Annotated in this window: 24 protein-coding genes; 12 read left to right on the top strand and 12 right to left on the bottom strand. The window is 74.5% G+C overall.

The annotated features are described in order from the left end of the window. Positions 1–14 precede the first annotated feature (14 nt). Positions 15–2,144, top strand: a complete 2,130-nt coding sequence (gene pta / locus ACFVS0_RS17110; RefSeq protein ID WP_430550430.1) for a phosphate acetyltransferase — start codon at positions 15–17, stop codon at positions 2,142–2,144. Beyond that, entirely contained in the window at positions 2,141–3,415 is a 1,275-nt protein-coding gene (locus tag ACFVS0_RS17105) for an acetate/propionate family kinase (protein WP_430564571.1), read from the top strand. The genes pta and ACFVS0_RS17105 overlap by 4 nt, the downstream gene beginning before the upstream one ends. A gap of 22 nt (positions 3,416–3,437) precedes the next feature. Here the strand turns inward: ACFVS0_RS17105 and ACFVS0_RS17100 are convergent, their stop codons facing one another. Together ACFVS0_RS17100 and ACFVS0_RS17095 are read right to left on the bottom strand one after the other, a co-directional pair. Then, a complete protein-coding gene (locus tag ACFVS0_RS17100) occupies positions 3,438–4,820 on the bottom strand; it encodes a GntP family permease (protein ID WP_430550432.1) in 1,383 nt (460 codons plus the stop codon). A 108-nt stretch (positions 4,821–4,928) separates the two neighbouring features. Next, positions 4,929–5,498 (bottom strand): gluconokinase, encoded by a 570-nt coding sequence (locus ACFVS0_RS17095; protein WP_430588618.1) that lies wholly within the window; start codon positions 5,496–5,498, stop codon positions 4,929–4,931. 153 nt (positions 5,499–5,651) lie between these two features. Between ACFVS0_RS17095 and ACFVS0_RS17090 the strand changes: the two genes are divergently transcribed. The 5 genes from ACFVS0_RS17090 to ACFVS0_RS17070 are packed head-to-tail and all read left to right on the top strand — an operon-like array spanning position 5,652 to position 10,170. Further along, positions 5,652–6,410, top strand: coding sequence for a FadR/GntR family transcriptional regulator (locus ACFVS0_RS17090; protein ID WP_430588617.1), 759 nt, complete (start codon positions 5,652–5,654; stop codon positions 6,408–6,410). An 11-nt stretch (positions 6,411–6,421) separates the two neighbouring features. Further along, positions 6,422–7,759, top strand: a complete 1,338-nt coding sequence (locus tag ACFVS0_RS17085; protein WP_430588616.1) for a carboxylesterase family protein — start codon at positions 6,422–6,424, stop codon at positions 7,757–7,759. Then, the gene (locus tag ACFVS0_RS17080) at positions 7,756–8,706 is read left to right on the top strand and encodes a DUF4031 domain-containing protein (RefSeq protein ID WP_430588615.1); all 951 of its coding nucleotides are present in this window, start codon (positions 7,756–7,758) and stop codon (positions 8,704–8,706) included. Before ACFVS0_RS17085 ends, ACFVS0_RS17080 begins: the two co-directional genes overlap by 4 nt. A 14-nt stretch (positions 8,707–8,720) precedes the next feature. Next, positions 8,721–9,380: a vancomycin high temperature exclusion protein gene (locus tag ACFVS0_RS17075; RefSeq protein WP_430564566.1), complete on the top strand. Its 660-nt coding sequence runs from the start codon at positions 8,721–8,723 to the stop codon at positions 9,378–9,380. 43 nt (positions 9,381–9,423) lie between these two features. Then, the gene (locus ACFVS0_RS17070) at positions 9,424–10,170 is read left to right on the top strand and encodes an enoyl-CoA hydratase (RefSeq protein ID WP_430588614.1); all 747 of its coding nucleotides are present in this window, start codon (positions 9,424–9,426) and stop codon (positions 10,168–10,170) included. Positions 10,171–10,176: 6 nt separating this feature from the next. On the opposite strand, the gene ACFVS0_RS17065 is transcribed toward ACFVS0_RS17070, so the two are convergent. From ACFVS0_RS17065 to ACFVS0_RS17055, 3 genes are all read right to left on the bottom strand, one after another. Next, entirely contained in the window at positions 10,177–11,799 is a 1,623-nt protein-coding gene (locus tag ACFVS0_RS17065; protein ID WP_430588613.1) for a succinic semialdehyde dehydrogenase, read from the bottom strand. 70 nt (positions 11,800–11,869) lie between these two features. Then, positions 11,870–12,325 carry a GNAT family acetyltransferase gene (locus ACFVS0_RS17060; protein ID WP_430588612.1) on the bottom strand — a complete coding sequence of 152 codons (456 nt, stop codon included), beginning with the start codon at positions 12,323–12,325 and terminating at the stop codon, positions 11,870–11,872. A gap of 7 nt (positions 12,326–12,332) precedes the next feature. Then, positions 12,333–13,457, bottom strand: a complete 1,125-nt coding sequence (locus tag ACFVS0_RS17055; RefSeq protein ID WP_430550441.1) for a GuaB3 family IMP dehydrogenase-related protein — start codon at positions 13,455–13,457, stop codon at positions 12,333–12,335. A gap of 53 nt (positions 13,458–13,510) precedes the next feature. Between ACFVS0_RS17055 and ACFVS0_RS17050 the strand changes: the two genes are divergently transcribed. Next, the gene (locus tag ACFVS0_RS17050; protein ID WP_430588611.1) at positions 13,511–14,293 is read left to right on the top strand and encodes an exonuclease domain-containing protein; all 783 of its coding nucleotides are present in this window, start codon (positions 13,511–13,513) and stop codon (positions 14,291–14,293) included. Here ACFVS0_RS17050 and ACFVS0_RS17045 read toward each other — a convergent pair. Together ACFVS0_RS17045 and ACFVS0_RS17040 are read right to left on the bottom strand one after the other, a co-directional pair. Continuing rightward, on the bottom strand, positions 14,266–15,132 hold the full coding sequence (locus ACFVS0_RS17045; protein ID WP_430588610.1) for an AAC(3) family N-acetyltransferase: 867 nt from the start codon (positions 15,130–15,132) through the stop codon (positions 14,266–14,268). The two genes, ACFVS0_RS17050 and ACFVS0_RS17045, sit on opposite strands and share 28 nt — an antisense overlap. A 55-nt stretch (positions 15,133–15,187) precedes the next feature. Beyond that, on the bottom strand, positions 15,188–15,826 hold the full coding sequence (locus ACFVS0_RS17040; RefSeq protein WP_430550444.1) for a Rid family hydrolase: 639 nt from the start codon (positions 15,824–15,826) through the stop codon (positions 15,188–15,190). A gap of 242 nt (positions 15,827–16,068) precedes the next feature. On the opposite strand from ACFVS0_RS17040, the gene ACFVS0_RS17035 reads away from it, so the two are divergent. Next, positions 16,069–17,706 (top strand): flavin monoamine oxidase family protein, encoded by a 1,638-nt coding sequence (locus tag ACFVS0_RS17035; protein ID WP_430588609.1) that lies wholly within the window; start codon positions 16,069–16,071, stop codon positions 17,704–17,706. A 69-nt stretch (positions 17,707–17,775) separates the two neighbouring features. Here the strand turns inward: ACFVS0_RS17035 and guaB are convergent, their stop codons facing one another. Together guaB and ACFVS0_RS17025 are read right to left on the bottom strand one after the other, a co-directional pair. Beyond that, a complete protein-coding gene (gene guaB / locus ACFVS0_RS17030) occupies positions 17,776–19,293 on the bottom strand; it encodes an IMP dehydrogenase (protein WP_430550446.1) in 1,518 nt (505 codons plus the stop codon). A gap of 97 nt (positions 19,294–19,390) precedes the next feature. Next, a complete protein-coding gene (locus ACFVS0_RS17025) occupies positions 19,391–20,512 on the bottom strand; it encodes a MerR family transcriptional regulator (RefSeq protein WP_430588608.1) in 1,122 nt (373 codons plus the stop codon). A 203-nt stretch (positions 20,513–20,715) separates the two neighbouring features. Between ACFVS0_RS17025 and ACFVS0_RS17020 the strand changes: the two genes are divergently transcribed. Beyond that, positions 20,716–21,006 carry a WhiB family transcriptional regulator gene (locus ACFVS0_RS17020; RefSeq protein ID WP_166845770.1) on the top strand — a complete coding sequence of 97 codons (291 nt, stop codon included), beginning with the start codon at positions 20,716–20,718 and terminating at the stop codon, positions 21,004–21,006. 56 nt (positions 21,007–21,062) lie between these two features. On the opposite strand, the gene groES is transcribed toward ACFVS0_RS17020, so the two are convergent. Continuing rightward, positions 21,063–21,359, bottom strand: coding sequence for a co-chaperone GroES (gene groES, locus ACFVS0_RS17015; protein WP_079572552.1), 297 nt, complete (start codon positions 21,357–21,359; stop codon positions 21,063–21,065). A 208-nt stretch (positions 21,360–21,567) separates the two neighbouring features. On the opposite strand from groES, the gene ACFVS0_RS17010 reads away from it, so the two are divergent. Both ACFVS0_RS17010 and ACFVS0_RS17005 read left to right on the top strand, forming a co-directional pair. Further along, positions 21,568–22,803, top strand: coding sequence for an SAM-dependent methyltransferase (locus ACFVS0_RS17010; RefSeq protein WP_430588607.1), 1,236 nt, complete (start codon positions 21,568–21,570; stop codon positions 22,801–22,803). 87 nt (positions 22,804–22,890) lie between these two features. Next, on the top strand, positions 22,891–24,042 hold the full coding sequence (locus tag ACFVS0_RS17005) for a glutamate--cysteine ligase (protein WP_430550449.1): 1,152 nt from the start codon (positions 22,891–22,893) through the stop codon (positions 24,040–24,042). On the opposite strand, the gene ACFVS0_RS17000 is transcribed toward ACFVS0_RS17005, so the two are convergent. Both ACFVS0_RS17000 and tsaD read right to left on the bottom strand, forming a co-directional pair. After that, positions 24,043–24,999, bottom strand: coding sequence for a class I SAM-dependent methyltransferase (locus ACFVS0_RS17000; RefSeq protein WP_430588606.1), 957 nt, complete (start codon positions 24,997–24,999; stop codon positions 24,043–24,045). Positions 25,000–25,066: 67 nt separating this feature from the next. Then, positions 25,067–26,128 carry a tRNA (adenosine(37)-N6)-threonylcarbamoyltransferase complex transferase subunit TsaD gene (gene tsaD / locus ACFVS0_RS16995; protein ID WP_430564234.1) on the bottom strand — a complete coding sequence of 354 codons (1,062 nt, stop codon included), beginning with the start codon at positions 26,126–26,128 and terminating at the stop codon, positions 25,067–25,069. Between the last annotated feature and the right edge of the window lie 126 nt (positions 26,129–26,254).

The raw sequence follows: 26,254 nt of genomic DNA, 5'->3' as shown, positions 1-26,254 counted from the left end.
ACAGGGGACGCCGCGTGACCGGCTCGACCCGCTCGATCTACATCGCCTCCCCCGAGGGCGAGACCGGCAAGTCGACGGTCGCGCTGGGCGTGCTGGACCTCCTGGTCCGGCAGGTCTCCCGCGTCGGGGTGTTCCGGGCCGTCTCCCGCGTGCCGTCGCCGCCGGCGTCGGACGCGGGGGGCGACGCCCCGCGCGACCACGTGCTGGAGATGCTGCTCGCGCACGACGGCGTGGACCTGTCCTACGAGGACGCGGTCGGCGTCACCTACGACGACGTGCACGCGGACCCGGAGGCCGCGCTCGCCCGCATCCTCGACCGCTACCACGCGGTCGCGGAGCGGTGCGACGCCGTCGTCGTGGTCGGCACGGACTACACGGACGTCGCGGGCGCCACGGAGCTGGCGTTCAACGCGCGCGTGGCGGCCAACCTGGGCGCCCCGGTGCTGCTCGTGGCCTCGGGCCGCGAGCGCTCGCCGGAGGACGTGCGCGCCCTGGTGCGCCTCAGCCTGTCCGAGCTGCGCGCGAACCACGCGCAGCCGGTGGGCGTCGTCGTGAACCGGTGCACCCCGGCGGTGCTCGCGGCGGCGACCACGGCGGTGGTCGGCGACGCGGACCTGCCGGTGTGGACCATCCCCGAGGAGCCGTTCCTGCACGCGCCGACGGTCGGCCGCCTGACCGAGGCGGTGCAGGGCAGGCTCATGCTCGGCGACGCCGACCTGCTGGGCCGAGAGGCGCTGGAGGTGATCGTCGGGGCGATGTCGTTCGAGCACGTGCTCGACCACCTCTCCGACGGCGCGGTCGTCATCCTCCCCGGCGACCGCTCCGACGTGCTGCTCGGGCTGCTGTCGGCGCACTCCGCCGCCACGTTCCCCTCCCTGGCGGGCATCGTGCTCACCGGCGGGTACGTGCCGCGCGGCGCGATCGCGCAGCTGCTGTCGGCGCTCGGGCCGCGCGTGCCGGTGGTCGCGACCGCGCTCGACACGTTCCAGGCGGCCCGCCGCGCCGCGGAGACGCACGGCTACGTCACGGTCGCCTCGACGCGCAAGATCGACGTCGCGCGCGCCCTGTTCGAGCAGCACGTGGACGGCGCGGAGCTGCTGGCCCGCCTCGACCTGCCGCGCACGCGCGTCGTCACGCCGCTGATGTTCGAGTACGAGCTCATCGAGCGGGCGCGCGGCGACCGGCGCCGCGTCGTGCTGCCCGAAGGGGACGACGACCGCATCCTGCGCGCCGCGTCGACCGTGCTGGCCCGCGGGATCGCGGACCTCGTGATCCTGGGCGACGAGACGTCGATCCGCGCCCGGGCGGCCGAGCTGGGCCTCGACATCGCCGCCGCCACCGTCCTGTCCCCCACCGACCCCGAGCACGTCGAGAGGTTCAGCGCCGAGTACGCGAGGCTCCGGGCGCACAAGGGCATGACGGTGGAGCGGGCCAAGGAGATCGTCACCGACGTGTCGTACTTCGGCACGATGATGGTGCACCTCGGCCTCGCGGACGGCATGGTGTCGGGCGCCGCGCACACGACGGCGCACACCATCCGGCCGTCGTTCGAGATCGTCAAGACGCAGCCGGGCGTCTCCGTGGTGTCGTCGGTGTTCCTCATGTGCCTGCAGGACCGCGTGCTGGTGTACGGCGACTGCGCCGTGATCCCCGACCCGACCGCGGAGCAGCTCGCGGACATCGCCATCTCGTCGTCCGCGACGGCGGCGCAGTTCGGCGTCGACCCGAAGGTCGCGATGCTGTCCTACTCGACGGGCACGTCCGGCTCGGGCGCGGACGTCGACAAGGTGCGCACCGCGACCGGGCTGGTCCGCGAGCGCCGCCCCGACCTGTCGGTGGAGGGCCCCATCCAGTACGACGCCGCCGTGGACGCGTCGGTCGCGAAGTCGAAGCTGCCGGAGTCGGCGGTGGCCGGGCAGGCGACGGTGTTCGTCTTCCCGGACCTCAACACCGGCAACAACACCTACAAGGCCGTGCAGCGCTCGGCCGGGGCCGTCGCCGTCGGCCCCGTGCTGCAGGGCCTGAACAAGCCGGTCAACGACCTGTCGCGGGGCGCGCTGGTCGCGGACATCGTCAACACCGTCGCCATCACGGCGATCCAGGCCCAGTCGTTCGGGGCACAGGCACAGGAGGCCACCGCATGAGCATCGTCCCCGAGGCCGAGCGGCCCACCCCGTACAGCGCGTACGGGGCGCACGGCTCCGTGCTGGTGCTCAACTCGGGCTCGTCGTCGCTCAAGTACCAGCTGGTCAACCCCGTGGGCGGGGAGGCGATCGCCGCCGGCACGATCGAGCGGATCGGCGAGCCGTCCGGCATCGTCACGCACACGTTCGCGGGCAACAAGACCCGCCGCGAGCTCGAGGTGCCCGACCACGGGGAGGCGCTGCGGATCGCGCTCGGCCTGTTCGACGAGATCGGCCCGCGCCTGGCGGACGCCGGCATCTACGCCGTCGGGCACCGGGTGGTGCACGGCGGTGCGGAGTTCTCGGGCCCGGTCGTGGTGGACGACGACGTCGTGGCGCGCATCGACGCCCTGGTGCCGCTCGCGCCGCTGCACAACCCGGCCAACGTGCAGGGCATCCGGGTGGCGCGCGAGCTGCTGTCCGACGTGCCGCACGTCGCCGTCTTCGACACGGCGTTCTTCTCCGCCCTGCCCGCCGAGGCGTACACGTACGCGATCGACCGCCAGGTGGCGCAGGAGTACGACGTGCGCCGGTACGGCTTCCACGGCACCAGCCACCAGTACGTGGCGGGCAAGGTGGCGCGGGTGCTGGGCCGCCGCGTGCAGGACCTGCACACGATCGTGCTGCACCTGGGCAACGGGGCGTCCGCGTCGGCGGTGGCGGGTGGCGTCCCCATCGACACCTCCATGGGGCTGACGCCGCTGGAGGGCCTGGTCATGGGCACGCGGTCGGGCGACATCGACCCGGCCGTCGTCTTCCACCTGGCGCGGAACGCCGAGATGGGCATCGACGAGCTCGACACGCTGCTCAACAAGCGCTCGGGGATGCTGGGCCTGTCGGGCGTGAACGACTTCCGCGAGCTCCGGCGTCTCATCGACGACGGCGACGAGGCGGCCTCGCTCGCGTTCGACGTCTACGTCCACCGCCTGAAGAAGTACGTGGGCGCCTACGCCGCCCTGCTGGGGCGGGTGGACGTCATCGCGTTCACCGCGGGGGTGGGCGAGAACGACACCGCCGTCCGCGCCGCCGTCTGCGAGGGGCTCGAGGGCATGGGCATCGCCGTCGACCCGGCCCGCAACACCGCGCGGGCCGGCGGGGAGCGCATCATCTCCCCCGACTGGACGTCCACGCTGGTGATGGTGATCCCGACGATGGAGGAGCTCGCCATCGCCCGGCAGTGCGTGGAGGCGGTCGAGCACCTGCGTCCCTCGTCGTCGGTCACGGCGGGCTGACGCCGGCCGCGGCGCGCGCGCCTCAGGCCAGCGCGAACGCCACGCAGGCGATCCCGAAGCCCATGACGCCGATCGCCGTCTCCATGACGGTCCACGTGCGCAGCGTGGTCTTCACGTCCATGTCGAAGAACCGGCCCACGAGCCAGAACCCCGAGTCGTTGACGTGGCTGAGCACCACGGAGCCGGCCGCCACGGCGACGACGATCGCGGCGGTCGCGAGCTGGCTGAACCCGCCGGCGGCGACGGCCGGCGCGATGAGCCCGGCTGCCGTCGTGAGCGCCACCGTGGCGGAGCCCTGCGCGACCCGCAGCACGGCCGAGATGACGAACCCGGCGACGATGACGGGGAGCCCCAGGTCGGCGAGGACGTCGGCGAGCGCGTCACCGATGCCGGACGACCGCAGCACGCCGCCGAACATGCCGCCGGCGCCGGTGATGAGGATGACGGAGCAGACGGGCCCCAGCGCGGAGTCGAGCGTCTGCTCGAGCACGGTGCCCTCGACGCCCCGGCGACGACCGAGCGCCCAGGCCGCCACGAGGACGGAGACCAGCAGCGCGACCGGCGTGGAGCCCACGACGCCCGCCCAGGTCACTACCGGGCTCTCGGCGGCGACCCAGCCCGCGGAGACCGCGGTCTCCAGCCCGGTGTTGGCGAAGATCAGCACGAGCGGGAGCAGGAGGATGCCGACGACCGTGCCGAAGCGCGGCGGGTTCGCGATCTGCACCGCGTCCGCACGGCCGAGGATCGCGGGCACGGGGAGCTCGAAGCGCCGGCCGGCGAACCGGCCGAAGAGGTAGGCCGTGACGTACCAGGTGGGGATCGCGATGATCAGCCCGAGGAGCAGGACCATGCCGACGTTCGCGCCGAGGAACTCGGACGCGGCGACCGGGCCCGGGTGCGGCGGCACGAAGACGTGCATCACCGAGAACGCGCCGGCCACGGGCAGGCCGTAGAGGAGCAGCGAGCCGCCGAGGCGGTGCGCCACCGCGAAGACGATCGGCAGCATCACCACGAGGCCGGCGTCGAAGAAGATCGGGAAGCCGAAGATCAGCGAGGCCACGCCGAGGGCGAGCGGGGCACGCTTCTCTCCGAACCGCGCGATGAGCACGTCGGTCATCACCTTGGCGCCGCCGCTGGTCTCGATCAGCCGCCCCAGCATCGCGCCGAGCCCGACGAGCAGGGCGACCGACGCCAGCGTGGAGCCGAAGCCGTCCAGCAGCACGTCCAGGATGCCGCCGCTGGGCAGGCCCGCCGCCACCGCGGTGAGCACGCTGACCAGCACGAGCGCGAGGAACGCGTGCAGGCGCACCTTGATGATGAGCAGGAGCAGGAGCGCGACGGCTCCCGCGGCGATGGCGAGCAGCGGCCCGGCCGTGAGGGTCTGGGTCCAGTCGTCTGTGGGCATGGCGAGGTCCTCGTCGACGGTCGTACGGGTGGTGGTGAGGTGCGTGCCGGTCCGGCCGGCGGGAGCGCGTGGCTCCGGTGCGTCGGGCCGGTGAGTCGGGCCGGTGGCTCAGGCCCGGTCGGCGAGCCAGGCGAGCACGGAGTCGACGATCTGCTCGGGCGCCGCGGCGACGTCGATCCGGATGCCGTCCTCGTCGCCGCTGAGCGGCTCGAGCGTGGCGAGCTGGGACGGCAGGAGCGCCGGGGGCATGAAGTGCCCGCTGCGGTGCGCCATGCGGTCGGCGAGGAGCTCGGGGCTGCCGTCGAGGTGGACGAACCGCACCCGGCCGTGCGCGCCGCGCAGCACGTCGCGGTAGGTGCGCTTGAGCGCCGAGCAGGTGACGACGGCGGACCTGCCGGCGTCGGTCTCGCCGGTCAGCCAGTCGCGGATGGCGGCGAGCCAGGGGGCGCGGTCGGCGTCGGTGAGGGGCGTGCCCGCCGACATCTTCTCGATGTTGGCCTGGGGGTGGAACTCGTCGGCCTCGGCGACGTCGAGGCCGAGGCGCGCGGCGAGGAGCCCGGCGATCGTGGTCTTGCCCGAGCCGGCGACGCCCATCACGACGAGGTGCCCGGCGACCGGCGGCCGCGGCGCGCTCGCGGCCCGCGCGTCACCGGTGGCGTCCATGACGACAGTGTCCATCTCGACTTCCCTGTTCGGTCGGCGACCCGCCGGGGCGGGCCCCGCGGCGACTGCTGCGTCACCGCGTCGTCCGAGGATGCCTCATTGGTACTACCTTTGACAAGACTGGTCACACCAATCGCTCGGCCGACCGGACGTCGATAGGCTCCGCCCATGTCGTCACCGTCCCTGCACGCCGGAGTGCTCGACGCGCTCGGCCGCGCGATCACCAGCGGCGACGTCCCCGCGGGCAGCCCCCTCACGCTCGACGGGATCGGCGCCGAGCACGGGGTCTCGCGGACCGTGGCGCGCGAGGTGATGCGGATGCTCGAGGGCCTCGGGATGGTGCGCTCGCGGCGCCGGGTCGGCCTCGTGGTGCTCGGCATGGAGGACTGGAACGTGCTCGACCCGCGCGTCATCCGCTGGCGGCTGCAGGGCCCCGGCCGGGACGCGCAGCTGCGGAGCCTCACCGAGCTGCGGCACGCGGTCGAGCCGCTCGCCGCCGCCGGCGCCGCCCGCCACGCCACCCCGCAGGTGCGGGGCGAGCTCGTGGACCTCGCCCGCCGGATGCGCACCCTCGGCGAGGCGGGCGACCTCACCGAGTTCCTCGCCCTCGACGTCCGCATGCACGAGCTGCTGCTGCGCTCCAGCGGCAACGAGATGTTCGGCCCCCTGGCCGACGTCGTCGCCGAGGTCCTCGCCGGGCGGACGCACCTCGGCCTCATGCCGCCCTCCCCCGCGCCCGAGGCGCTCGACCAGCACGAGGCCGTCGCCCGGGCAGTGGCCGAGCACGACCCCGACGCCGCCGAGGCCGCGATGGCACGGATCGTCGGCGAGGTGCGGCGTGCCATCGACGACCTGCCCGACCACCTGCCCCACGACCTGCCCGACGACCAGCCCCACGACGACGACGGCGCCACCCGCCGGGGTTAGTCTCGACCGCGATGCTGCGCTTCACGCCTCCCTGCGGACCGGTCGACGGCTGGGCGGACGACGACGTCGTCCGGGCCACCGGCATCCCGTACGCCCGCGCGGACCGGTTCGAGCGGCCCGTGCCGGTCCCCGATCGCGTCGCACCGTACGAGGCGACGCAGTGGTCGCCCGCCTGCCCGCAGGCGCCGGTCCCGTTCCTCGACGAGGTGCTGGGGGCGCCGGGGGCCGGCGTCCCGGGCGACGAGCACTGCCAGCGCCTGTCCGTGACGATGCCCGCCGACCTGCCCGCCGACGTGCGCCCCGACGACCGGCTGCCCGTCATGGTGTGGATCCACGGCGGCTCGTACACCTCCGGCGCGGGCGACCTGCCGATCATGGACCCGCGGCCGTTGGTCGCCGAGCAGCGGGTCGTCGTCGTGTCCGTCACCTACCGGCTCGGCCTGCTCGGCTACCTCGGCGACGGCGGCCCCGAGCGGCCCGCGAACCTGGGGCTGCTCGACCAGCTCGAGGCGCTGCGCTGGGTGCACCGCAACATCGCCGCGTTCGGCGGCGACCCGGGGCGGGTCACGGTGTTCGGGCAGTCCGCCGGCGGCGACGCGGTGGCGCACCTCCTGGCCGTGCCCGCCGCGGCCGCCCTGGTCTCCCGCGCGATCGTGCAGAGCGCGCCGCTCGGCATCTCCCGCGGACGGGCACGGATGAACGCCGCCATGGCGCGCGCGGCCGCGGGCATCTCGCCCCGGACGCCCGTGGCGGACGTCGTGGCGGCGGAGGCGCGGGTCGCCCGGGCGGCGACGGGGGCCGGCCTGCGCGCCGCGATGCCGTTCGGCACCCAGTACGGTCACGACCCGCTGCCGCCCGAGGACGAGGTCGACGCCGCCTGGGACGCCGCCGCGCCGCAGGTCGCGCTGCTCGTCGGGAGCACGGCCGAGGAGGCGCGGCTGTTCGTCCGCCGGATCCCCGCGGTCCGCCGGCTCGCCGCGCTGCCCGTCGTCGGGCCGGGGATGCGACGCGCAATGGTCGCCGCCGTCACCGCGGCGGTCTACGGGCGGCCCGCGCGCCGGTTCGCGGCCCGGCACGCGGCGGCCGGCGGCACCGCCTACCGGTACGTCGTGACGTGGGGCGCGCCGGGCAACCCGTGGGGCGCCGCGCACACGGTCGACCTGCCGCTGCTGTTCGGCGACGAGAAGGCGTGGGCGACGGCGGCGCTCACGGACGGAGCGTCGTGGGACGACCTCCAGCGCTCCGCGCGGCGGGTGCGTGCCGTGTGGGGCGCGTTCGCGCGGGGCGAGGACCTCGGCGACCGGCTCGACGTCCCCGGCGCCCTGACCGTCCGGCGGGTGCGGCGATGACGCTCCTGCTCGACCCGCCCGCCTGGCCGGCGCACGGCACCCTCTGGTCGCACCTGGTCTCGGACACGTCGCTGCACGAGCTCCGCTCGTTCGCGCGCGCCCAGGGCGTGGGCGACCGGGCCTTCGACCTCGACCACTACGACGTCCCCGCCGAGCGCCACGACGCCCTGGTGGCCGCCGGGGCCGTGCCCGTGACCGGCGGCGAGCTGTCCCGCCGCCTCGCCGGCTCCGTCCTGCGGGTGCCCGGGCACGAGCGGCGGCGCGCGTCCCACGACGAGCTGCTCGCCCGGTGGGCGACGCTGTGGGAGCCGGGCGACGGCGCGCGGGCCGCGCCCGCCGCGGCGCACGACGTCGGGACCGACCTCGTGGGCCGCTGGCGCGAGCCGCACCGGGTGTACCACTCGCGCCTGCACCTGGCCGACTCCCTCGACGCCCTGGACCTCCTCGTCGCCGACGGGGCGCCCGGCTCGCGCTGGCACGCGGCGGCCGCGCTGTGGTTCCACGACGCGGTGCACGACGGCGAGGCGGGCCGGGACGAGGAACGGTCGGCGGCGCTGGTCGGCGCGGCGCTCGGCCCGCTGACGGGCGCCGTCCGGCCGGCGGGCACGGGTCGCGCGCTCGGGGAGAGCGACGTCGCCGAGGTCGCCCGGCTCGTGCTGGTGACCACGGCCCACGACCCCGTGACGGCGGACGCCACGGGCGCCCTGGTCAGCGACGCGGACCTCGCCGTCCTCGGCGCCGAGCCCGGCCGGTACGCGCGCTACGCGGCCCAGGTCCGCGCCGAGTACGGCCACGTGCCCGACGACGCGTTCCGCGCCGGGCGGGCCGCCGTCCTGGACCAGCTCGCCGGGCTGCCGAGGCTGTACCGCTCGCCCGCAGCCGTGTCCCGGTGGGCCGACGCCGCGGGACGCAACCTGCGGGCCGAGCGCGCCGCCCTCCGCCCCTGACGTAGGTTGCGGGCGTGACCTCGACCCCGCCCGCCACGGACCCGATCCCGGCCTCGCTCCCCGTCCGTGCCCGGCGCCGTCGTGCGCTGCGGGTCTCCGCCGCGACCGCCGGGGCGCTCGCCCTGGCCGTCGTCGTGCCGGTCGCCTGGGTGCAGCTGACCGGCCAGGCGCGGGTCCGGCCGTCCGTCGAAGCCGTCGAGCCGGTGGACGCGATCCTCGTGCTCGGGGCGGGCATCCGGCCCGACGGCACCCCCTCGCCGTACCTGCAGCGCCGCCTGGACGCGGCGGCGGAGCTGTACCACGCCGGCGTCGCCGACCGGGTGGTGCTCAGCGGCGACGGGCAGCCACGCCGGGACGGCACCCCCTACGACGAGCCCGCCTCCATGCGCGAGTGGATCCTCGGGCGGGGCGTGCCGGACGAGGCGCTGACGCTGGACCGCGAGGGCCTCGACACGACGGCGTCCTGCCGCCGCACCGCCGAGCTGGGTGCGCGCACCGCCGTCGTCGTCACGCAGGACTACCACCTGCGCCGCGCCCTGTTCAGCTGCAACCGCGCGGGTCTGGACGCGCAGGGCGTGGGCGTCTCGGCGGCGAGCGCGAGGCCCCGGCAGTGGGTGTGGTGGCACGTGCGAGAGATCCCGGCGTCGTGGCGCGCGGCGGTCCGCGAGCTCTGACGAGGACTCGGACGGGAGCCACGGCGGCCGCTATCGTCGCGGCATGACCGACGACGTCCTCACCAGCGCCGCCGAGGGCGTCGCCACGGTGACCCTGAACCGGCCCGCGAAGAAGAACGCGCTCACCACCGCGATGTACGCCGCGCTGGCCGACGCCCTCGACGCGGCGGAGGCCGACGCGGACGTCCGGGCCGTGGTGCTGCAGGGCGACGAGACCGTGTTCTGCGCGGGCAACGACATCGGCGACTTCCTGGACCGCCCGCAGGCCGGCACGGACGACCCGGCGTTCCGCTTCCTCCGCACGATCGCGCGGTTCCCCAAGCCGCTCGTCGCCGGGGTCTGCGGCCCGGCCGTCGGGGTCGGCGCGACGATGCTGCTGCACTGCGATCTCGTGTACGCCGGCGAGGGAGCGACGCTCCTCTTCCCGTTCGTGGACCTCGGCCTGGTCCCCGAGGCGGGGTCCAGCCTGCTGCTGCCGCAGGTCGTCGGGCACCAGCGCGCCGCGGCGGCCCTGCTGCTCGGGGAGCCGTTCACCGCCGCCGCGGCTCTCGACGCCGGCCTGGTCAACCGGGTGCTGCCGGACGCCGAGGTGCTCGGTCTCGCCCGCGCGCAGGCCGCCCGGCTGGCCGCGAAGCCCGTCGCGGCGCTCGTCGAGACCAAGCGCCTCCTCAGGTCCGGCACGCAGGCCGCCGTTCTCGAGCGGATCGACACCGAGGGCGCGGTGTTCACCCGCCTGCTCGGCGAGCCCGCGGCGCAGGCCGCGCTGGGCTCCTTCCTCGCCCGGCCCTGAGCGCGGCTACGGCAGGCGCAGCCGTCGCATCGCGCCGAGCGCGACGGACAGCACGCGGCTCGGCGTCTCCCCGCCGAGCGCGTACAGCGTGTCGAGGGACAGCCCGAGCCGGGCGCCGCGCTGGACGGCGACGGTCTGCACCTCGGTGACGGCCTCGATGCCCTCGCGCCCGTGCCGGCGGCCCTGCCCGGAGGACTTGAAGCCGCCCATCGGCGCGGCCGCGGAGCCCCAGGCCGAGGCGTACCCGTCGTTGATCACGACGGTGCCGGACTGCACGCGCGCCGCCAGGCGCCGGGCCCGGGCGACGTCGGTGGACCAGATGCTCGCGTTCAGCCCGAACTCGGTGTCGTTCATGACGCGCACCGCCTCGTCGTCCGACGCCACGCGGGTCACCGCGACGACCGGGCCGAACGTCTCCTCGCGGGCGCACAGGGCGTCCGCGGGGACGTCGTCCAGCACGGTCGGTGCGTAGAAGTACGGGCCGACGTCGGAGCGGTGTACCCCGCCGACGACCGCGCGGGCGCCCTTCGCGAGCGCGTCGTCCACGTGCCGGGTGACGCGCTCGAGCTGCGCGGCGGAGACCAGCGAGCCCACGTCGGCGGTGTAGTCGAGCCCGGTGCCCAGGACGAGGTCGCGCACCGCGACGGCGAACCGCTCGAGGAACGCGTCCGCGATCCGCTCGTGCAGCACCAGGCGCTCGATCGACATGCACAGCTGGCCGGCGTTCGAGAAGCAGGCCCGCACCACGCCGGGCACGGCCGAGTCCAGGTCCGCGTCGGCCGCGACGTACAGCGGGTTCTTGCCGCCCAGCTCGAGCGTCGTGCCGATGAGCCGCTCCCCGGCCCGCGCCGCGACCTTGCGACCCGTCGCCGTCGAACCGGTGAAGGCGATGTGGTCCACGTGCTCCACGAGCGCCGCGCCGACGTCCCCGCCGCCGGCGACGACGAGGAACAGGTCGTCGGGCAGCCCCGCCTCCTGCAGCAGCTCGGCGGTCCACAGGGCCGACAGGGTGGTCTGCGGGTCCGGCTTGAGCACCACCGCGTTCCCCGCCAGCAGGGCCGGGATCGCCTCGGACAGGACCAGGGACAGCGGGTAGTTCCACGGCGCGATCGCGCCGACCACGCCGACGGGACGGCGGTGCACGCGCACGCCCGTGAGCACCGGCAGCATGCCCGGCACGCGCCGCTCGCCGAGGTACCCCGGGCCGCGCACGGCGTAGTGCCGGCACGCGATCGCGACGTCCGCGACCTCCTCGAACGCGCTGCGCCGCGCCTTGCCCGACTCCATCTGGATCAGGTCGAGGATCTCCGACTGCCGCTCCAGCACCAGGGCGCCCAGTCGTTCCAGCACGGCCGTGCGCTCGCGCAGCGTCGCGCGCGCCCACCCGGGCTGCGCGGCCCGGGCGCGGGCCGCGGCCGACGCGACGTCGTCGGGCGACGACAGGGGGAACGTCGCCAACGGGGCACCCGTGAAGGGGAGGATCGAGCGGTGCGTCCCGACGGTGTGGGACGTGACGATGCGCCGCGTCAGCGGCTCCACGACGTCGGGCTCCAGGACATAGGTGGCGGCGGGCAGCTCGGGGTCAAGAAGTTCCCCGAGAGCGCCTTCGCCCTCGTGCGCGGTGGACATGGCCGACACCCTACGCGGGTCGCCCGACACCGCGGCAACCGTCGTCCCCGTTCGTCCGGGTCGTTCGCTCTCAGCGCGACCCGTCGAACCACTTCCCGAGCACGACCGTCTCCTGGTCGCCGTACCCGAGGCGGTCGTAGAAGCCCACCACCTGTGCGTTCGTGGCGCGGACCATGAGCTGCACCTTGCGCGCCCCGGCCGCGCGGAGCCAGTCCTCGGCGGCGGCCACCGTGGCGCGGCCGAGACCGCTCCCCTGCTCCTGCGGGTCGACCGCGACGTAGTACAGCCAGCCGCGGTGCCCGTCGTACCCGGCGAGCGCGGAGGACACGACCCGGTCGCCCGCCACACCGACCAGGACGGTCGACGTCGGGGTGCGGCGCGCGTCGGCGACGTCGCGCCGCGGGTCGTTCCACGGCCGGGTCAGGCCGCAGGCCTCCCACAGCGCGACGACCTGCTCGACGTCGCCGTCCCCGACCTCCCGGAACGCGACGGCGGGCGCGTCCCGGGTCGTGGCGTCGGCCGTCATCAGGGGATCACCGCGGCTGGTACGGGGAGACGACGACCTCGACCCGCTGGAACTCCTTGAGGTCGGAGTAGCCGGTCGTGGCCATGGCCCGGCGCAGGGCGCCGACGAGGTTCAGGGTGCCGTCGGCGGAGCCGCTCGGCCCGAACAGGACCTGCTCGAGCGTGCCGGCCGTGCCGACCTCGACGCGCTCGCCGCGCGGCAGCGCCGGGTGGTGGGCCTCGGGCCCCCAGTGCCAGCCCTGGCCCGGCGCCTCCTCGGCGCGGGCGAGCGCGGCGCCCAGCATGACGGCGTCGGCGCCGCAGGCCACGGCCTTGACGATGTCGCCGGAGCGGCCCACGCCGCCGTCGGCGATGACGTGCACGTACCGGCCGCCGGACTCGTCGAGGTAGTCGCGGCGGGCCGCGGCGACGTCGGAGACGGCCGTGGCCATCGGCGCGTGGATGCCGAGGCCCACGCGCGTGGTGTGGGCGGCGCCGCCGCCGAAGCCGACCAGGACGCCGGCCGCACCCGTGCGCATGAGGTGGAGCGCCGCGGTGTACGTGGACGCGCCGCCGACGACGACGGGCACGTCGAGCTCGTAGATGAACCGCTTGAGGTTGAGCGGCTCGGCGTTGCCGGACACGTGCTCGGCCGAGACCGTGGTGCCGCGGATGACGAACAGGTCCACGCCGGCGTCGACCACCGTCTGGTAGTGCTCCTGCGTGCGCTGCGGGGACAGCGCGCCGGCCACGGTCACGCCCGCGGCGCGGACCTCCTTGAGGCGCTGCGTGATGAGCTCGGCCTTGATCGGCTCGGCGTAGATCTCCTGCATGCGCTGCGTCGCGCGGTCGGCGGGCAGGTCGCGGATCTCGGCGAGCAGCGTCTCGGGCGACTCGTACCGCGTCCACAGGCCCTCGAGGTCGAGGACGCCCAGGCCGCCGTGGTTCCCCAGCGCCACCGCGGTGGCGGGGCTCATCACGGAGTCCATCGGCGCCGACATGATCGGCAGGTCGAAGTGGTAGGCGTCGATCTGCCACTCCACGGACACGTCCTTCGGGTCGCGCGTGCGCCGCGAGGGCACGATCGCGATGTCGTCGAAGGAGTATGCGCGGCGGCCGCGCTTTCCGCGCCCGATCTCGATCTCGTTGCTCACCCGGACAGCCTACCGGCGCGTGCTGTCGGTGGCCGGTGGCACAGTCCGGGGGCATGACGACGTACGCGGAGCCCGACGCACCGCAGGCCGCTCCCGACCCGGGCTGGTCGCGCGGGCCCCTGCTCGGCTTCGACACGGAGACCACCGGGCTCGACGTCGAGGCCGACCGCATCGTGACCGCCGCGCTCGTGCTGCGCGGCCCGGACGGCAGCCGGTCCGTGCGCACCTGGCTGCTCGACCCCGGCGTCGAGATCCCTGCCGAGGCCACGGCCATCCACGGCATCTCCACCGCCGAGGCCCGCGCGCACGGCCAGGACGCCGTCGGGGCGCTCGAGGAGATCGCCGCGATCCTCGTCCACCACGTGCGCGGCGGCGTCCCCCTCGTCGCCTACAACGCGTCGTTCGACCTGTCCCTGCTGGACAGGGAGCTGGCCCGCCACGGGCTGCCGACGGTGCCCGAGCGGCTCGGCCGGCCCGTCGCGCCGGTGCTCGACCCGCTCGTCCTCGACCGGTGGCTGGACCGCGCCCGGGAGGGCAAGCGGCGCCTCGGCGACCTGTGCGCCCTGTACGGGATCGAGGGCGACGGCGAGCTCCACCAGGCGGACGTCGACGTCCTCGCGACGCTCGACGTCCTCGACGCCCAGCTCGTGGCCCACCCGCGGCTCCGGAGCGCCGCGCTCGACGCGCTGCACGCCGCCCAGGCCGGCGCCCACCGCGCGTGGGCGGAGCGAGTGAACGCGGAGCGCGACGCGACGCCCGGTGGTCGACCGCCCACGTCGCCCGCCTGGCCGGCGTCCACCGGCTCGGCTCACCTGGGCGCCGTCGCCGGCTCCTGACCGCGCCAGGCGGCGGCGCAGCGACAGCCCGGGTCGTCGCACAGGAGCGCCCGCGGGTCGGCCAGGAGGGCGGCACGGGCCGCGGCGAGCACGTCGGCCACGCCCGTCCGGCGCAGGCGGGCGCGCCCGACGCGGACCTCGCGCGTGCGTGACCGCAGCGTGGGCTCGAGCTCGTCGAAGCGGTGACTCTCCCCCGGCAGGTTCGGCAGCTCGGCCCAGGCGCCGGGCCCGACCTTCGCGTAGCGGTGGAACCGCCCGCGGCCCCGGCGCTGCTCGGCGAGGTGGATCGCCGTGCTCGCCGTGTGCCCGACCCCCAGGAGGAGCACGTCCCCGCCGGCGTCCGCCACGGCGTCGACCGGCGCCAGCGGGTGGTCGAGGGTCTGCGCCCCGACGACGTCGGCGGCCCGCTGCCCCGTCGCGACGAAGCCCTTGAGCGGGTGCTCCGTGCGCCGGTGCGGGTGGCCGAGGCGGACGGCCTCCGGGACGGCGCCCATCTCCCGGTCGACCGGCAGGTCGGGGACGAACGCGTCGGCACGGGCGACGGCCTCGTCGTGCTCGGCCCACGTCGCGGCGTTCCCGTAGGCGTTCCACGGCCGCTCGAGGCCGGGCGGGGCCGGGACGCCGGTCCGGTCCCACGTGTCCGCCGGGACGACGACCGTGCCGCACACGTCGACCAGCGCCCGTGCGACGGCCGCCGCGCCGCCGTCGACGTGCCCGAACGCGCGCAGCGAGCTGTGCACCAGCACCGTGGACGACCGGCCCAGCCCCAGCTCGCGCAGCCCCGCGGCGACCTGGTCGGTCGTGACGGCGGGCTCTCCCGCCCGAGCACCGTGGTCCATGGTGCCCAGCCGACCACGACGCCGTCCTGACGTCACGCCCTTTCGCGCGGCGGACCTACCGGTCGTACACCGCGTCGACCTCCACCTCGACCAGCCAGCCGTCCACGGGCAGGTTCTCGATCTCCAGCGCGAACCGGGAGGGCCGCGCCTCGTTGACGACCATGGGCTCACCGGCCGCCGACCCGAGCTGGACGTCGAGCGTCTCCCCGGTGGCGAGGTTCGTGTTGGCGAAGAACTGCCGGTACGCGCGGTTCCAGCCGGCGAAGTCCATGGCCTCCTCGCCGTCGGGGTTCTGCAGGAAGACGCGCATGGAGACGACGTCGTCGTAGGACAGGCCCGCGCGCTCGAGGTTCTCCCCGATCCGCATCAGCGCGTTGATCCCCTGGGCCTCGGTGAGCGTCACCCCGTCGGGCAGCTCGCCGCCGGGGAAGACGTCGGTCGGCACGTAGCGCTCCTCGGCGGTCGCGCCGGGCGCGCGGTTCAGGGCGGACGGCCCCAGACCCGACGACTTGTACCAGGCCACGTTCTTCCCGAGGGCCACACCGTCGGCGATGGACGGGGTGTCCCCGGTGACGAAGGAGTGCGCCTCGGTCGGCCTCGGCTCGAAGAGGCGGCCGCCCGCGACGGCGGTGGCAGGGACGGCGACGGCGGTCGTGACGGCGACGGCGAGGACGACCTTGGTGGTGTTCTTCATGCGGGGAACGTAGGGGCGCACCGTTTCGGCCGGATGACGGGGGCGGGTCGCGCACGATTCGCTGACCTGGGGCGACGCCGTCGAAACGCGCCCGTTACCCGGGGCGACGACACGGTAACCCCGCCGACCCCGGGGCGTGACGCGGACCTCCTACCGTCGGGCCCGGTGCTGACGGCGGCGCCCGGCATCCAGGGCCGCCCGCGTCCGTCCGTCAGACCTTTCGACACGAGAGGTAGTGCCACATGGTCTCTGACACGGTCACCGACGGGGTCACCGACGGCCGCCCGTCCGGCGTCTCCCGCCGCGGCTTCCTCCAGGCCGTCGGCGTCGGCTCCAGCGCCGGCGTCATGTTCGCCACGATGGGGGCGATGGGGCTCGCCCCGACGGCCGCCGCCCAGCCCACGGCCGCGGCCTGGACACCGCCCCGGGGCAGCGACTTCACGCTCACCGGCCGCGCGGCGAAGAAGGTCGTGGTCGTCGGCGCGGGTCCGGCGGGCCTCGCGTCCGCGTACGAGCTGCAGAAGGCCGGCTACCGCGTCACGGTGCTCGAGGCACGGCACCGGCCGGGCGGCCGCACCCTGACGATCCGCGGCGGCGACTCCGAGACGGACGTGGACGGCGTCACCCAGACGGCGCGCTTCGACGACGGCGTCTACATGAACGCCGGCGCCGGCCGCATCGCGCAGTGGATGGTCACGATGGACTACCTGCGCGAGCTGGGCGTGCCCTACGAGGTCTTCACCAACGCGAACGCCGACGCGTACCTCTACAACGAGAAGACCGGGGCGACCCCGGGCCACCCCGTGCGCTACCGCACCGCCAAGGCCGACGTCTTCGGCTACACCTCCGAGCTGCTGAGCCACGCCACCGACCAGGGCGCCCTGGACCAGCGGCTCACCGCCGAGGACAAGGAGAACCTGCGGTCCTTCCTGCGCAGCTGGGGCTCGCTCAAGGCCGACGGCACGTACGCGGGCGGGGACAACCGCGGGTTCGCGACCTACCCCTCCGCCTGGAACGAGCACGGCACGCCGCTGCCCGGCCCCGGCACGGTCTCGGAGGTGCTCGCCTCGAAGGTGGGGCAGTACTTCCCGTTCGAGATCAACTGGGAGCAGTCGATGCTCATGTTCCAGCCCAAGGGCGGCATGGACACGACCTACCAGTACTTCGTGCGGGCCATCGGCAAGCAGAACGTGCACTTCGGCTCCCCCGTCACCGCCGTGGAGAACACGAGCCACGGCGTGCGGGTCACCTACACGCCCGGCCACGGCCGCCCCCGGCAGATCGAGGCCGACTTCGCGATCGTGGCGGCGCCGGCGGGCGTGATGCGCCGCTGGGACACGAACTGGGGCGCGGGCGTGGACGCCGCGCTCGGCGAGTTCTCGACCGGCTCCCCCGCGGGCAAGATCGGCCTGCAGTACCGGTCGCGCTGGTGGGAGGACGACCACCGCATCTACGGCGGCATCACCGAGACCGACATGGACCTGGCGCACGTCTGGTACCCCTCGTACGGGTACGGGGAGCGCAAGGGCCTCGTGGTCGGCTACTACAACACCGGCACGAACGCCCGGACCTACGCCGACCTCACGCCCCGGGAGCGCGAGCGGCGCGCCGTCGCGCAGGGCGTGAAGATCCACGGGGAGAAGTACCGCACGGAGCTGGAGTCGTCGTTCTCCATCGCCTGGCACAAGGTCCCCTACATCGAGGGCGCGTGGGCCTACCCGAACACGGAGTCCTCCGGGTTCAAGCAGCTCCAGCAGGGTGCCGGTCGCGTCTACTTCGCGGGCGACTGGATGTCCGAGGTCTCCGCCTGGCAGCACGGTGCGTTCTGGTCCGCCCGGTACGCGGTCCAGGCCCTGCACGCGCGCGTCATGGCGAGCTGACGGCGGGACGACGGAGGCCCGGCACCCCTGGGGTGCCGGGCCTCCGTCGTGACCGTCGTGCGGGTCGGCTCAGAACCCGGCGTAGTTCGGCGCCTCGACCGTCATCTGCACGTCGTGGGGGTGGCTCTCCTTGAGCGACGCGGAGGTGATGCGCACGAACCGGCCCTTGGCCTGGAGCTCGGGGATGGTGCTGGCGCCGACGTAGAACATCGACTGGTGCAGCCCGCCGACGAGCTGGTGCGCGACGGTGTTCAGCGTGCCCTTGTACGGCACCTGCCCCTCGATGCCCTCCGGCACGATCATGTCGTCGCTGGTGACCTCGGCCTGGAAGTAGCGGTCCTTCGAGTAGGACTTCTTGCCGCGCGACGACATCGCGCCCATCGAGCCCATGCCGCGGTACGCCTTGTACTGCTTGCCGTTGACGAGGATCGTCTCGCCCGGCGCCTCCTCGGTGCCGGCCAGCATCGAGCCGAGCATGACGGTCTCCGCGCCCGCGACGAGCGCCTTGCCGATCTCGCCCGAGTGCCGCATGCCGCCGTCGGCGATGACCGGGACACCGGCGGCGCGCGCGGCCAGGGACGCCTCGTACACGGCGGTGATCTGCGGGACGCCGACGCCGGTCACGATGCGCGTGGTGCAGATGGAGCCCGGGCCGACACCCACCTTGATCGCGTCCGCGCCCGCGTCCACGAAGGTCTGCGCGCCCTCCTTCGTCCCGACGTTGCCGCCGATCACCTGCACGTGGCGGGTGGCGGGGTCGGTCTTGAGCTTGCGGACCATGTCGACGAGCATCCGCACGTTGCCGTGCGCGGTGTCCGCGACGAGCACGTCGACGCCGGCGTCGACCAGCGTCGTCGCGCGCTCCCACGCGTCGCCGAAGTAGCCGATCGCCGCGCCGACGAGCAGGCGGCCCTGGCCGTCCTTCGACGCGTTCGGGAACTGCTCGGACTTCACGAAGTCCTTGACGGTGATGAGGCCGGCGAGACGGCCCTCCGCGTCGACCAGCGGCAGCCGCTCCAGCTTGTGCTTGCGCAGCAGCAGCGTGGCGTCCTCGCGCGAGATGCCGGCCTGCCCGGTGATGAGCGGAGCGGGCGTCATGACCTCGGAGACCTTGGTCGTGGCCCACTCGGCGACCGGGGTGAAGCGCAGGTCGCGGTTGGTGACGATGCCGGTGAGGTGGCCGCCCGCGTCGACCACGGGGAAGCCGGAGATGCGGTACTCCCCCGCCCGCTTGTCGAGCTCCTCGAGGGTCGCGTCCGGCCCGATCGTCACCGGGTTGGAGATGATGCCGGTCTGCGTCCGCTTGACCAGGTCCACCTGGTACGCCTGGTCCTCGATCGACAGGTTGCGGTGCAGCACGCCGATGCCGCCCTGACGGGCCATCGCGATCGCCATCCGCGACTCGGTGACGGTGTCCATCGCGGCCGAGACGAGCGGCACGCGCAGGGAGATCTCGCGGGTGAGGCGCGAGGTGGTGTCGATGTCCGACGGGGCGAGGTCGGAGTACCCCGGCAGCAGCAGGACGTCGTCGTAGGTGAGGCCGAGGAATCCGAACGGGTCGTGCGCGGGCGAGGTCGAGTCCGTCATGACAGGAGTCTACGTTCTGGGCGGCCCCGTTATTCCGGCCCGTCCGGCCTTCGGGGCCCCGCCGTGGCGGACCTCACGTCACGGCTCGCCTCACGGATCACGTCACGACGGCGAGCGCCTCGTGCAGCATCGCGGTGAACGACCGCACCCGCTGCACGGTGGCTGCCAGCGGCAGCTCGCTCGCGGCGTCGTCCCGCCGCAGGCTCACGATGACCGGGAGCTCGGCGAAGCCCTCGTGCACCGCGTGGATGAGGTCCAGGTCGGGACGCCGCTGCGCCGTCGCGAGGACGAGCGCCGCCGGCCGCACCATCGTCACCAGCTCGAGCGAGCGGTGCGTGCTCGCGGGGCCGGTCACGATGCGCGCCGTCGCCCCCTTCGCCGTCAGGGCGGCGGCGAGGGCGTGCGCGGACAGCGGCACCACCTCGTCGGGGGCGGCGAAGATGAGCACGATCTTGCGCATCCGGCTCGGGTGGTTGGCCGGCGGGGCCCCACCCGCGACCATGGCGCGCTCGAACGCCTCGGTGAAGTCGCGCAGCGCGCGCAGGGCCGCCGTGGCGAGCACCACCTCGGGCACCGCGCCCGGGCCGGCGAGCACCGTCCGCTGGGCGACGCGCTGCCAGGCCGGTTCCGCGATCTCGGTCCACCAGGCGGCGGGGTCGCCCTGCGCCGGGATGGCGAGCAGGTCGTCGCACCCGGCCTGGTCGTAGGCGAGGGCGGCGTCCACCACGGCCGACACCCGGCCGGAAGCGCTCCCACCGGGCACGTGACCGGGAGCCGCGGAGGCTCCTTCGCCGCCCCCGGGCAGGGCGCGGAGGTGGCCTCGCCCGCGCGGGGCGTCGCCGTCGGCGGCGTGCGCCGGTCGCTCCGGGTCGGGCTCCGCGTCGTCGCCGTCGTCCGCCTCGGCACCGGCGCTCGCGGCCTCCTCGGTCGCCTCCTCGAGCTCCTCGACGCCCGCCTCGAGGGCGGCCTTCGCGGCGTCGACCGGCGCGACGCCCTCGAGCGTGAGCCGGCGCATGACGAGCAGGCGCGCCACGTCCTCGGGCGTGTAGCGGCGGTGCGATCCCGCGGTGCGGGCGGACGGGCCGAGCCCGTAGCGACGGTCCCACGTGCGCAGGGTCGCCGGAGCGACCCCCAGGCGCCTGGCGACCGCCGCGACGGCGAGGCCCGCGCTCGACGCGCGAGACCCGCCCCCGTGAGGAGCGGGTCGGGATGAGGTCATGGCGTCGATTCTGCCGAGAGGACCGGAGGGTCGCCACTGCTCCCCCGGGCGCGCCGCCGTAATGGTCGACGGCGCAGGTCAAAGCCGTTCAGATGCCAGGCGAACCCATTCAGCCACGGCCGTGAAGTTGAACACTGAATCATCGAATCCGGTCACGAAATCGGACCTTGAACAACTTCTGCACAACTTGTAGGTTGTTCGCCATGACGGAGATCTCGAGGCTTCCCGGTCCGGTGATGGAGCTGTGGGAGTGGCAGTACCAGGGCTCCTGCCGCGACGCGGACGACACGTTGTTCTTCCACCCCGAGGGTGAGCGCGGTTCGACGCGGCGACGCCGGGCCGAGGCGGCCAAGGCGATCTGCCGCTCGTGCCCCGTGATGATGCAGTGCCGGGAGCAGTCGCTCCGGGTCCGGGAGCCCTACGGGGTGTGGGGCGGCCTCAGCGAGGACGAGCGCTCCGCGATCCTCGCCGGAAGCGCCCGCAAGACCGGCTGACAGCACGAAGGCCCCGCACCGACGACGGTGCGAGGCCTTCTGCGTGCTGGGCGTCGTCAGGCGACGACGACCGCGAGGATGTCGCGGGCGGAGAGGACGAGGTAGTCCTCCCCGGCGTACTTGACCTCGGTGCCGCCGTACTTGCTGTAGATGACCTTGTCACCGACCTTGACGTCGACGGGGACGCGGTTGCCCTTGTCGTCGAAGCGACCCTCGCCCACGGCCAGGACCTCGCCCTCCTGGGGCTTCTCCTTGGCGGTGTCCGGGATGACCAGGCCGGAAGCGGTCGTGGTCTCGGCCTCGATGGCCTTGACGACGATCCGGTCCTCGAGCGGCTTGATGGGGACCGACACGTCGGACCTCCTTGATTCGCGATGCGTGGATGGACTAGCTGATTGACCAGGTCGCGTCCGAGGGCTGGCCGTCGTCGCGGGTGCCGGTACAGCCTTGCGGTCGCTGACGACAAATCTAGGCAGGCGTTAGCACTCTGACAAGTCGAGTGCCAGAGGTCGGCGGGTCGTTCGCCCAGGGCGTCACCCGCGCGCCTGAGACGATGGCCCGATGGACCCCTCCTCCGTGAGCAAGCTGCTGAGCCCGGACGGGTGGGCGCTGGTCAACTCGCTGCCGCCCTACGACGAGAAGCAGGCCATGTCCCTGGCCACCCGGCTGCGGGCCGACGGCGTCGACCCCGACCTCGCGGCGGCCGCGCTCACCCAGTCGCGGCTGCGGGCCAAGGCCCGCGCCAAGCTCGGCGACTTCGCGGACGGGATGCTCTTCACGCCCGACGGCGTCGAGCAGGCCACCCGGCTCGTGGTCGCGGCCCTGCACGCCCGCCGCTACCTCGCCGCCGGCGCCACCAAGGTCGCGGACCTCACCAGCGGGATCGGCGCCGACGCGCTCGCGTTCGCGGGCGTCGGCCTGCACGTGCTCGCGACCGACGTCGACGAGGTCACCGCCGCGCTCGCCACCGTGAACCTGCGGTACTTCCCCGAGGCCGAGGTACGGCACGCCGACGGCCTCGCGCTCGACCTCGCCGCCGAGGGCGTGGACGGCGTCTACGCCGACCCGGCCCGCCGCACGCGCGGGGGCCGGCGGGTGTTCGACCCGGCCGCCTACGCTCCCCCGCTCGACGCCGTGTGGGACCTGCGCGCGCAGGTCCCCGCCCTCGGGATCAAGGTGGGGCCCGGCATCCCGCACCAGGGGCTGCCCGAGGACGCGGAGACGCAGTGGGTCTCGGTGGACGGCGACGTCGTCGAGGCGGGGCTCTGGTTCGGGCCGCTCGCCCCCGCGGGGCCGGGACGGTCCGCGCTCGTGCTCGCGACCTCCGGCGGGACGACGACGTCGCGCACCCTGCGCGCCGACCGGCGTGCGGACGGCGACGGCGCCGAGCTCGTGCCCGACGTCGGCCCCGTCGGCGCCTACCTGTACGAACCGGACGGCGCCGTCATCCGCGCCGGGCTCGTGGCGCACGCCGCCGCCGAGCTGGGCGGGCGGCTGCTGGACCGGACCATCGCCTACGTCACGACCGACCAGCCCGCCCCGCCGCCCACGGACGGCACGGCGCCGCTGGCCGCCGGCTACCGCGTGCTCGACGTCATGCCGTTCAACCTCAAGCGGCTCAAGGCCTACCTACGCGAGCGCGGCGTGGGCCGCCTCACGATCAAGAAGCGCGGCACCGCCGTGACGCCCGAGCAGCTGCGCGCCCAGCTCTCGCCGAAGGGCGACGCGGAGGCGACCCTCGTGCTCACGCGCGTCGCCGGCGCGCAGCACGTGCTCGTCGTCGAGCCGCTGCGCTGACGCGCGCCGGGCCCGCGGCGGCCCGTCCGACGAGACGCGGCCGGACCGACGCGCGGCCCGGCGTCCCCGCGTGGAAGCATGGCCCGCATGGTGCTGGAATTCGCCGCCTCCGAGCGGTCGAGCGTCGGGCTCGAGTGGGAGCTCGCGCTGGTCGACGCCGACTCGGGCAACCTGCGGCAGGTGGCGCCGGCCGTCATCGAGGCGGTGGCCGACGACGTCCGGCACCGCTACGTGAAGCCCGAGTTCCTGCGGAACACGGTCGAGGTGATCAGCGACGTGCGCCGTACGGTGCCCGAGGCGATCGCCGACCTCGAGCGCGGCATCGCCGCCATCCACGACGCCACCGGTCCCATGCGCGTCGACCTCATGGGCGCCGGCACGCACCCGTTCGCGCACTGGTCGCAGCAGAAGGTGACCGACAAGAAGCGGTACGCCACCGTCGTCGACCGGGCGCAGGTCGTGGGGCGCCAGCAGATCGTCTACGGCGTGCACGCGCACGTGGGCATCGAGGACCGCGCCAAGGTGCTGCCCATCGTCAACTCGCTGCTGGTGTACCTGCCGTACCTGCAGGTGCTGTCCGCGTCGTCGCCGTTCTTCGGCGGCGACGACACCGGCTACGCCTCGATGCGCACCATGATCTTCCAGCAGCTGCCCACCGCAGGGCTGCCGTACCAGTTCGGGGCCTGGTCCGAGCTGGAGCGGTACACCGCCGACATGCTGCACACCGGCGTCATCGACGACTTCACGGAGGTGCGCTGGGACGTGCGGCCCGCGCCGCACTTCGGCACGGTCGAGATGCGGATCTGCGACGGCACGTCGAACACGTTCGAGCTCGCCGCCCTCGGCGCCCTCGTGCACTGCCTGGTCGAGCACCTGTCGACCCTGCTCGACGAGGGACGCCCGCTGCCCACGATGCCGCCGTGGTTCGTGCACGAGAACAAGTGGCGCGCGGCCCGCTACGGCACCGACGCGATCATCATCCTCGACGACGCGGGCGAGGAGGAGCTCGTCACCGACGCCCTCCCCCGCCTGCTCACGACCCTCGAGCCCGTGGCGGACCGGCTCGGCTGCGCCGCCGCGCTCGACGGCGTGCGGGAGATCGTGCGCCGCGGTGCGTCGTACCAGCGCCAGCGCGAGGTGGCGCGCGCGCACGGCGGGGGCCCCGCGGCGCTGGAGGCCGTGGTCGCGTCGCTCGTCGCCGAGCTGCACGCCGGGCGACCGCTGCCCGCGGCGGGCTGACTACTCCTTCTCGAAGTCCCACACGATGAGGGTGGGCGTCCGGGCGTACGCCGCGTGGGCGGCCGCCTCGACCCACGGCATCATCTGCCAGATGTCGGGCGGCCTGGTCGGGTCCTCGAGCTCCAGGTCCGCGCCGGGGTCGAACGCGCCGTTCCCGGCGTGCGCGGCCGCGGTGTACTCCCGGCCGCCGTCGTCCTCGTCCGCGCCGCCGCCCGCGTACTCGCGGCAGAACCGCGGCGCCAGGCCCACGGGCAGTGCCGCCTGCAGGTACTCGCTGGTGGCGTGCTGCCAGTTCGGGATGTACCCGAACTCGCCGTCCGCTCCCTCGACCAGCGGATAGAGGGGCGAGCCGACGAAGTACCCGCGCGTGTCGGAGACGACGAGGCGCCCGCCCGGCCGCAGCACGCGCGACAGCTCGGCGAACACCGGCCCCAGGTCCCGCACGTGGCACAGCGCGAGGGTGACGAGAACCAGGTCGGCGGAGGCGTCGGGGACCGGCAGGTCGTGCAGGTCCCCCTCGGCGAACCGCGCCCCCGGGACCTTGGTGCGGGCGACCGCGAGCATGTCGGGCGACGAGTCGACGCCGAGCACGTCGTGCCCCTGCTCGACCAGCCACTCCGTGTGCCGGCCCGTGCCGCACGCGGCGTCGATCGCCACGCCGCGGGGCAGCCCCTCCATGAGCGGCCGGACGAGCGGCTCCTCCATGCCCCAGAACCCGTTCGGGCCGTCGTAGCGGGGCGCCCAGTGCCGGTACCCGTCGCGGGTGCTGATCGGCGGGACGTCGCGGCCGTCGCCGAACCTGTCGGCCGCGTCGAGCAGCGCGCGCACGTCGGCCAGCCGCGCCTCGACGAACGCCCGGTCGTGCTCCCCGGCGAACGCGCGCATCAGCGCCACGCCCTCCAGCCCGACGAGGTACGCGAGCGGGTGCTGATAGATGGCGGGGCGGTCGGTGTCCACGCCCGGGACGCTACCGAGGCCCGGGCGGCGTGCCGAGGCCTTTTCCGCCAGGCCCGACGCGGCGGGGTCAGACGGTGATCGTGGTCATCGGCATCGACGAGTCGACCGGGAAGTCGAAGCTCGACGGCGCCGCCCCGGCGCGCACGACGGCGGAGCCCAGCGCGGCGATCATCGCGCCGTTGTCGGTGCAGTAGCGGATGGGCGGGATGCGCAGGTCGATGCCCGCCTCCGCGCACCGCTTCGCCGCCATGTCGCGCAGCTGGCTGTTCGCGGAGAAGCCGCCGCCCACGACGAGGGTCTCGACGTCGTGCCGCCGGCACGCGGCGATCGTCTTGGCCGTGAGCACGTCGGCGACGGCGGCGGCGAACGACGCGGCGACGTCGGCCTCGGGCACCTCGCGCCCGGCGTCGACGCAGGCCTCGATCCAGCGCGCGACGGCCGTCTTGAGGCCGGAGAAGGAGAAGTCGTAGGCATGCTCGGCCTGGTCCTTTGCAGCGGTCAGGCCGCGCGGGAAGCGGATGGCCTCCGGATCGCCCTCGCGGGCGAGCCGGTCCACGTGCGGGCCGCCGGGGTACGGCAGGCCGAGCAGGCGGCCGACCTTGTCGAAGGCCTCCCCCGCCGCGTCGTCGAGCGTGGATCCGAGCTCGGTGACGTCGGTCGCGACGTCGTCCACGAGCATCAGCGTGCTGTGGCCGCCCGAGACCACCAGCGCCATCGTGCGGCCGTCGAACGGGCCGTCGACGAGCTGGTTCACCGCGGCGTGCCCGATGACGTGGTTGACGCCGTACAGCGGCTTGTTCAGGCCGATCGCGAGCGCCTTCGCCGCGGACGCGCCGATCGTCAGCGGACCCACGAGCCCGGGGCCGGCGGTGACGGCGATCGCGTCCACCTCGGACAGGTCGACGTCGGCCTCGCCGAGCGCACGCCGGATCGTCGGGACCATCGCCTCCAGGTGGGCGCGGCTCGCGACCTCCGGGATGATCCCGCCGTAGCGCGCGTGCTCGTCCATGGAGCTGGCGACGGCGTCGACCAGGAGCTCGTCGCCGCGGACGAGCGCGACGCCCGTCTCGTCGCAGGAGGTCTCGATGCCGAGGACGAGGGGGTCGCCGACCCCGTGCGCGGATGCCATGGCCCCATGATCGCACCGGCACCACGGCGACCGCTCCGGCCACCTCTCCGGCACCGCCCGGACCAGCCGTAACACGATGGTGACACCGAACTCACCGCGGGGACACGTGGGCGTACTTGGGTTCAT

The sequence above is a fragment of the Isoptericola sp. NPDC058082 genome (assembly GCF_042885055.1).
GTDB lineage: Bacteria > Actinomycetota > Actinomycetes > Actinomycetales > Cellulomonadaceae > Isoptericola.
The sequence above is the reverse complement of the archived record's forward strand: the minus strand, read 5'-3'. Positions and strand labels throughout refer to the sequence as shown.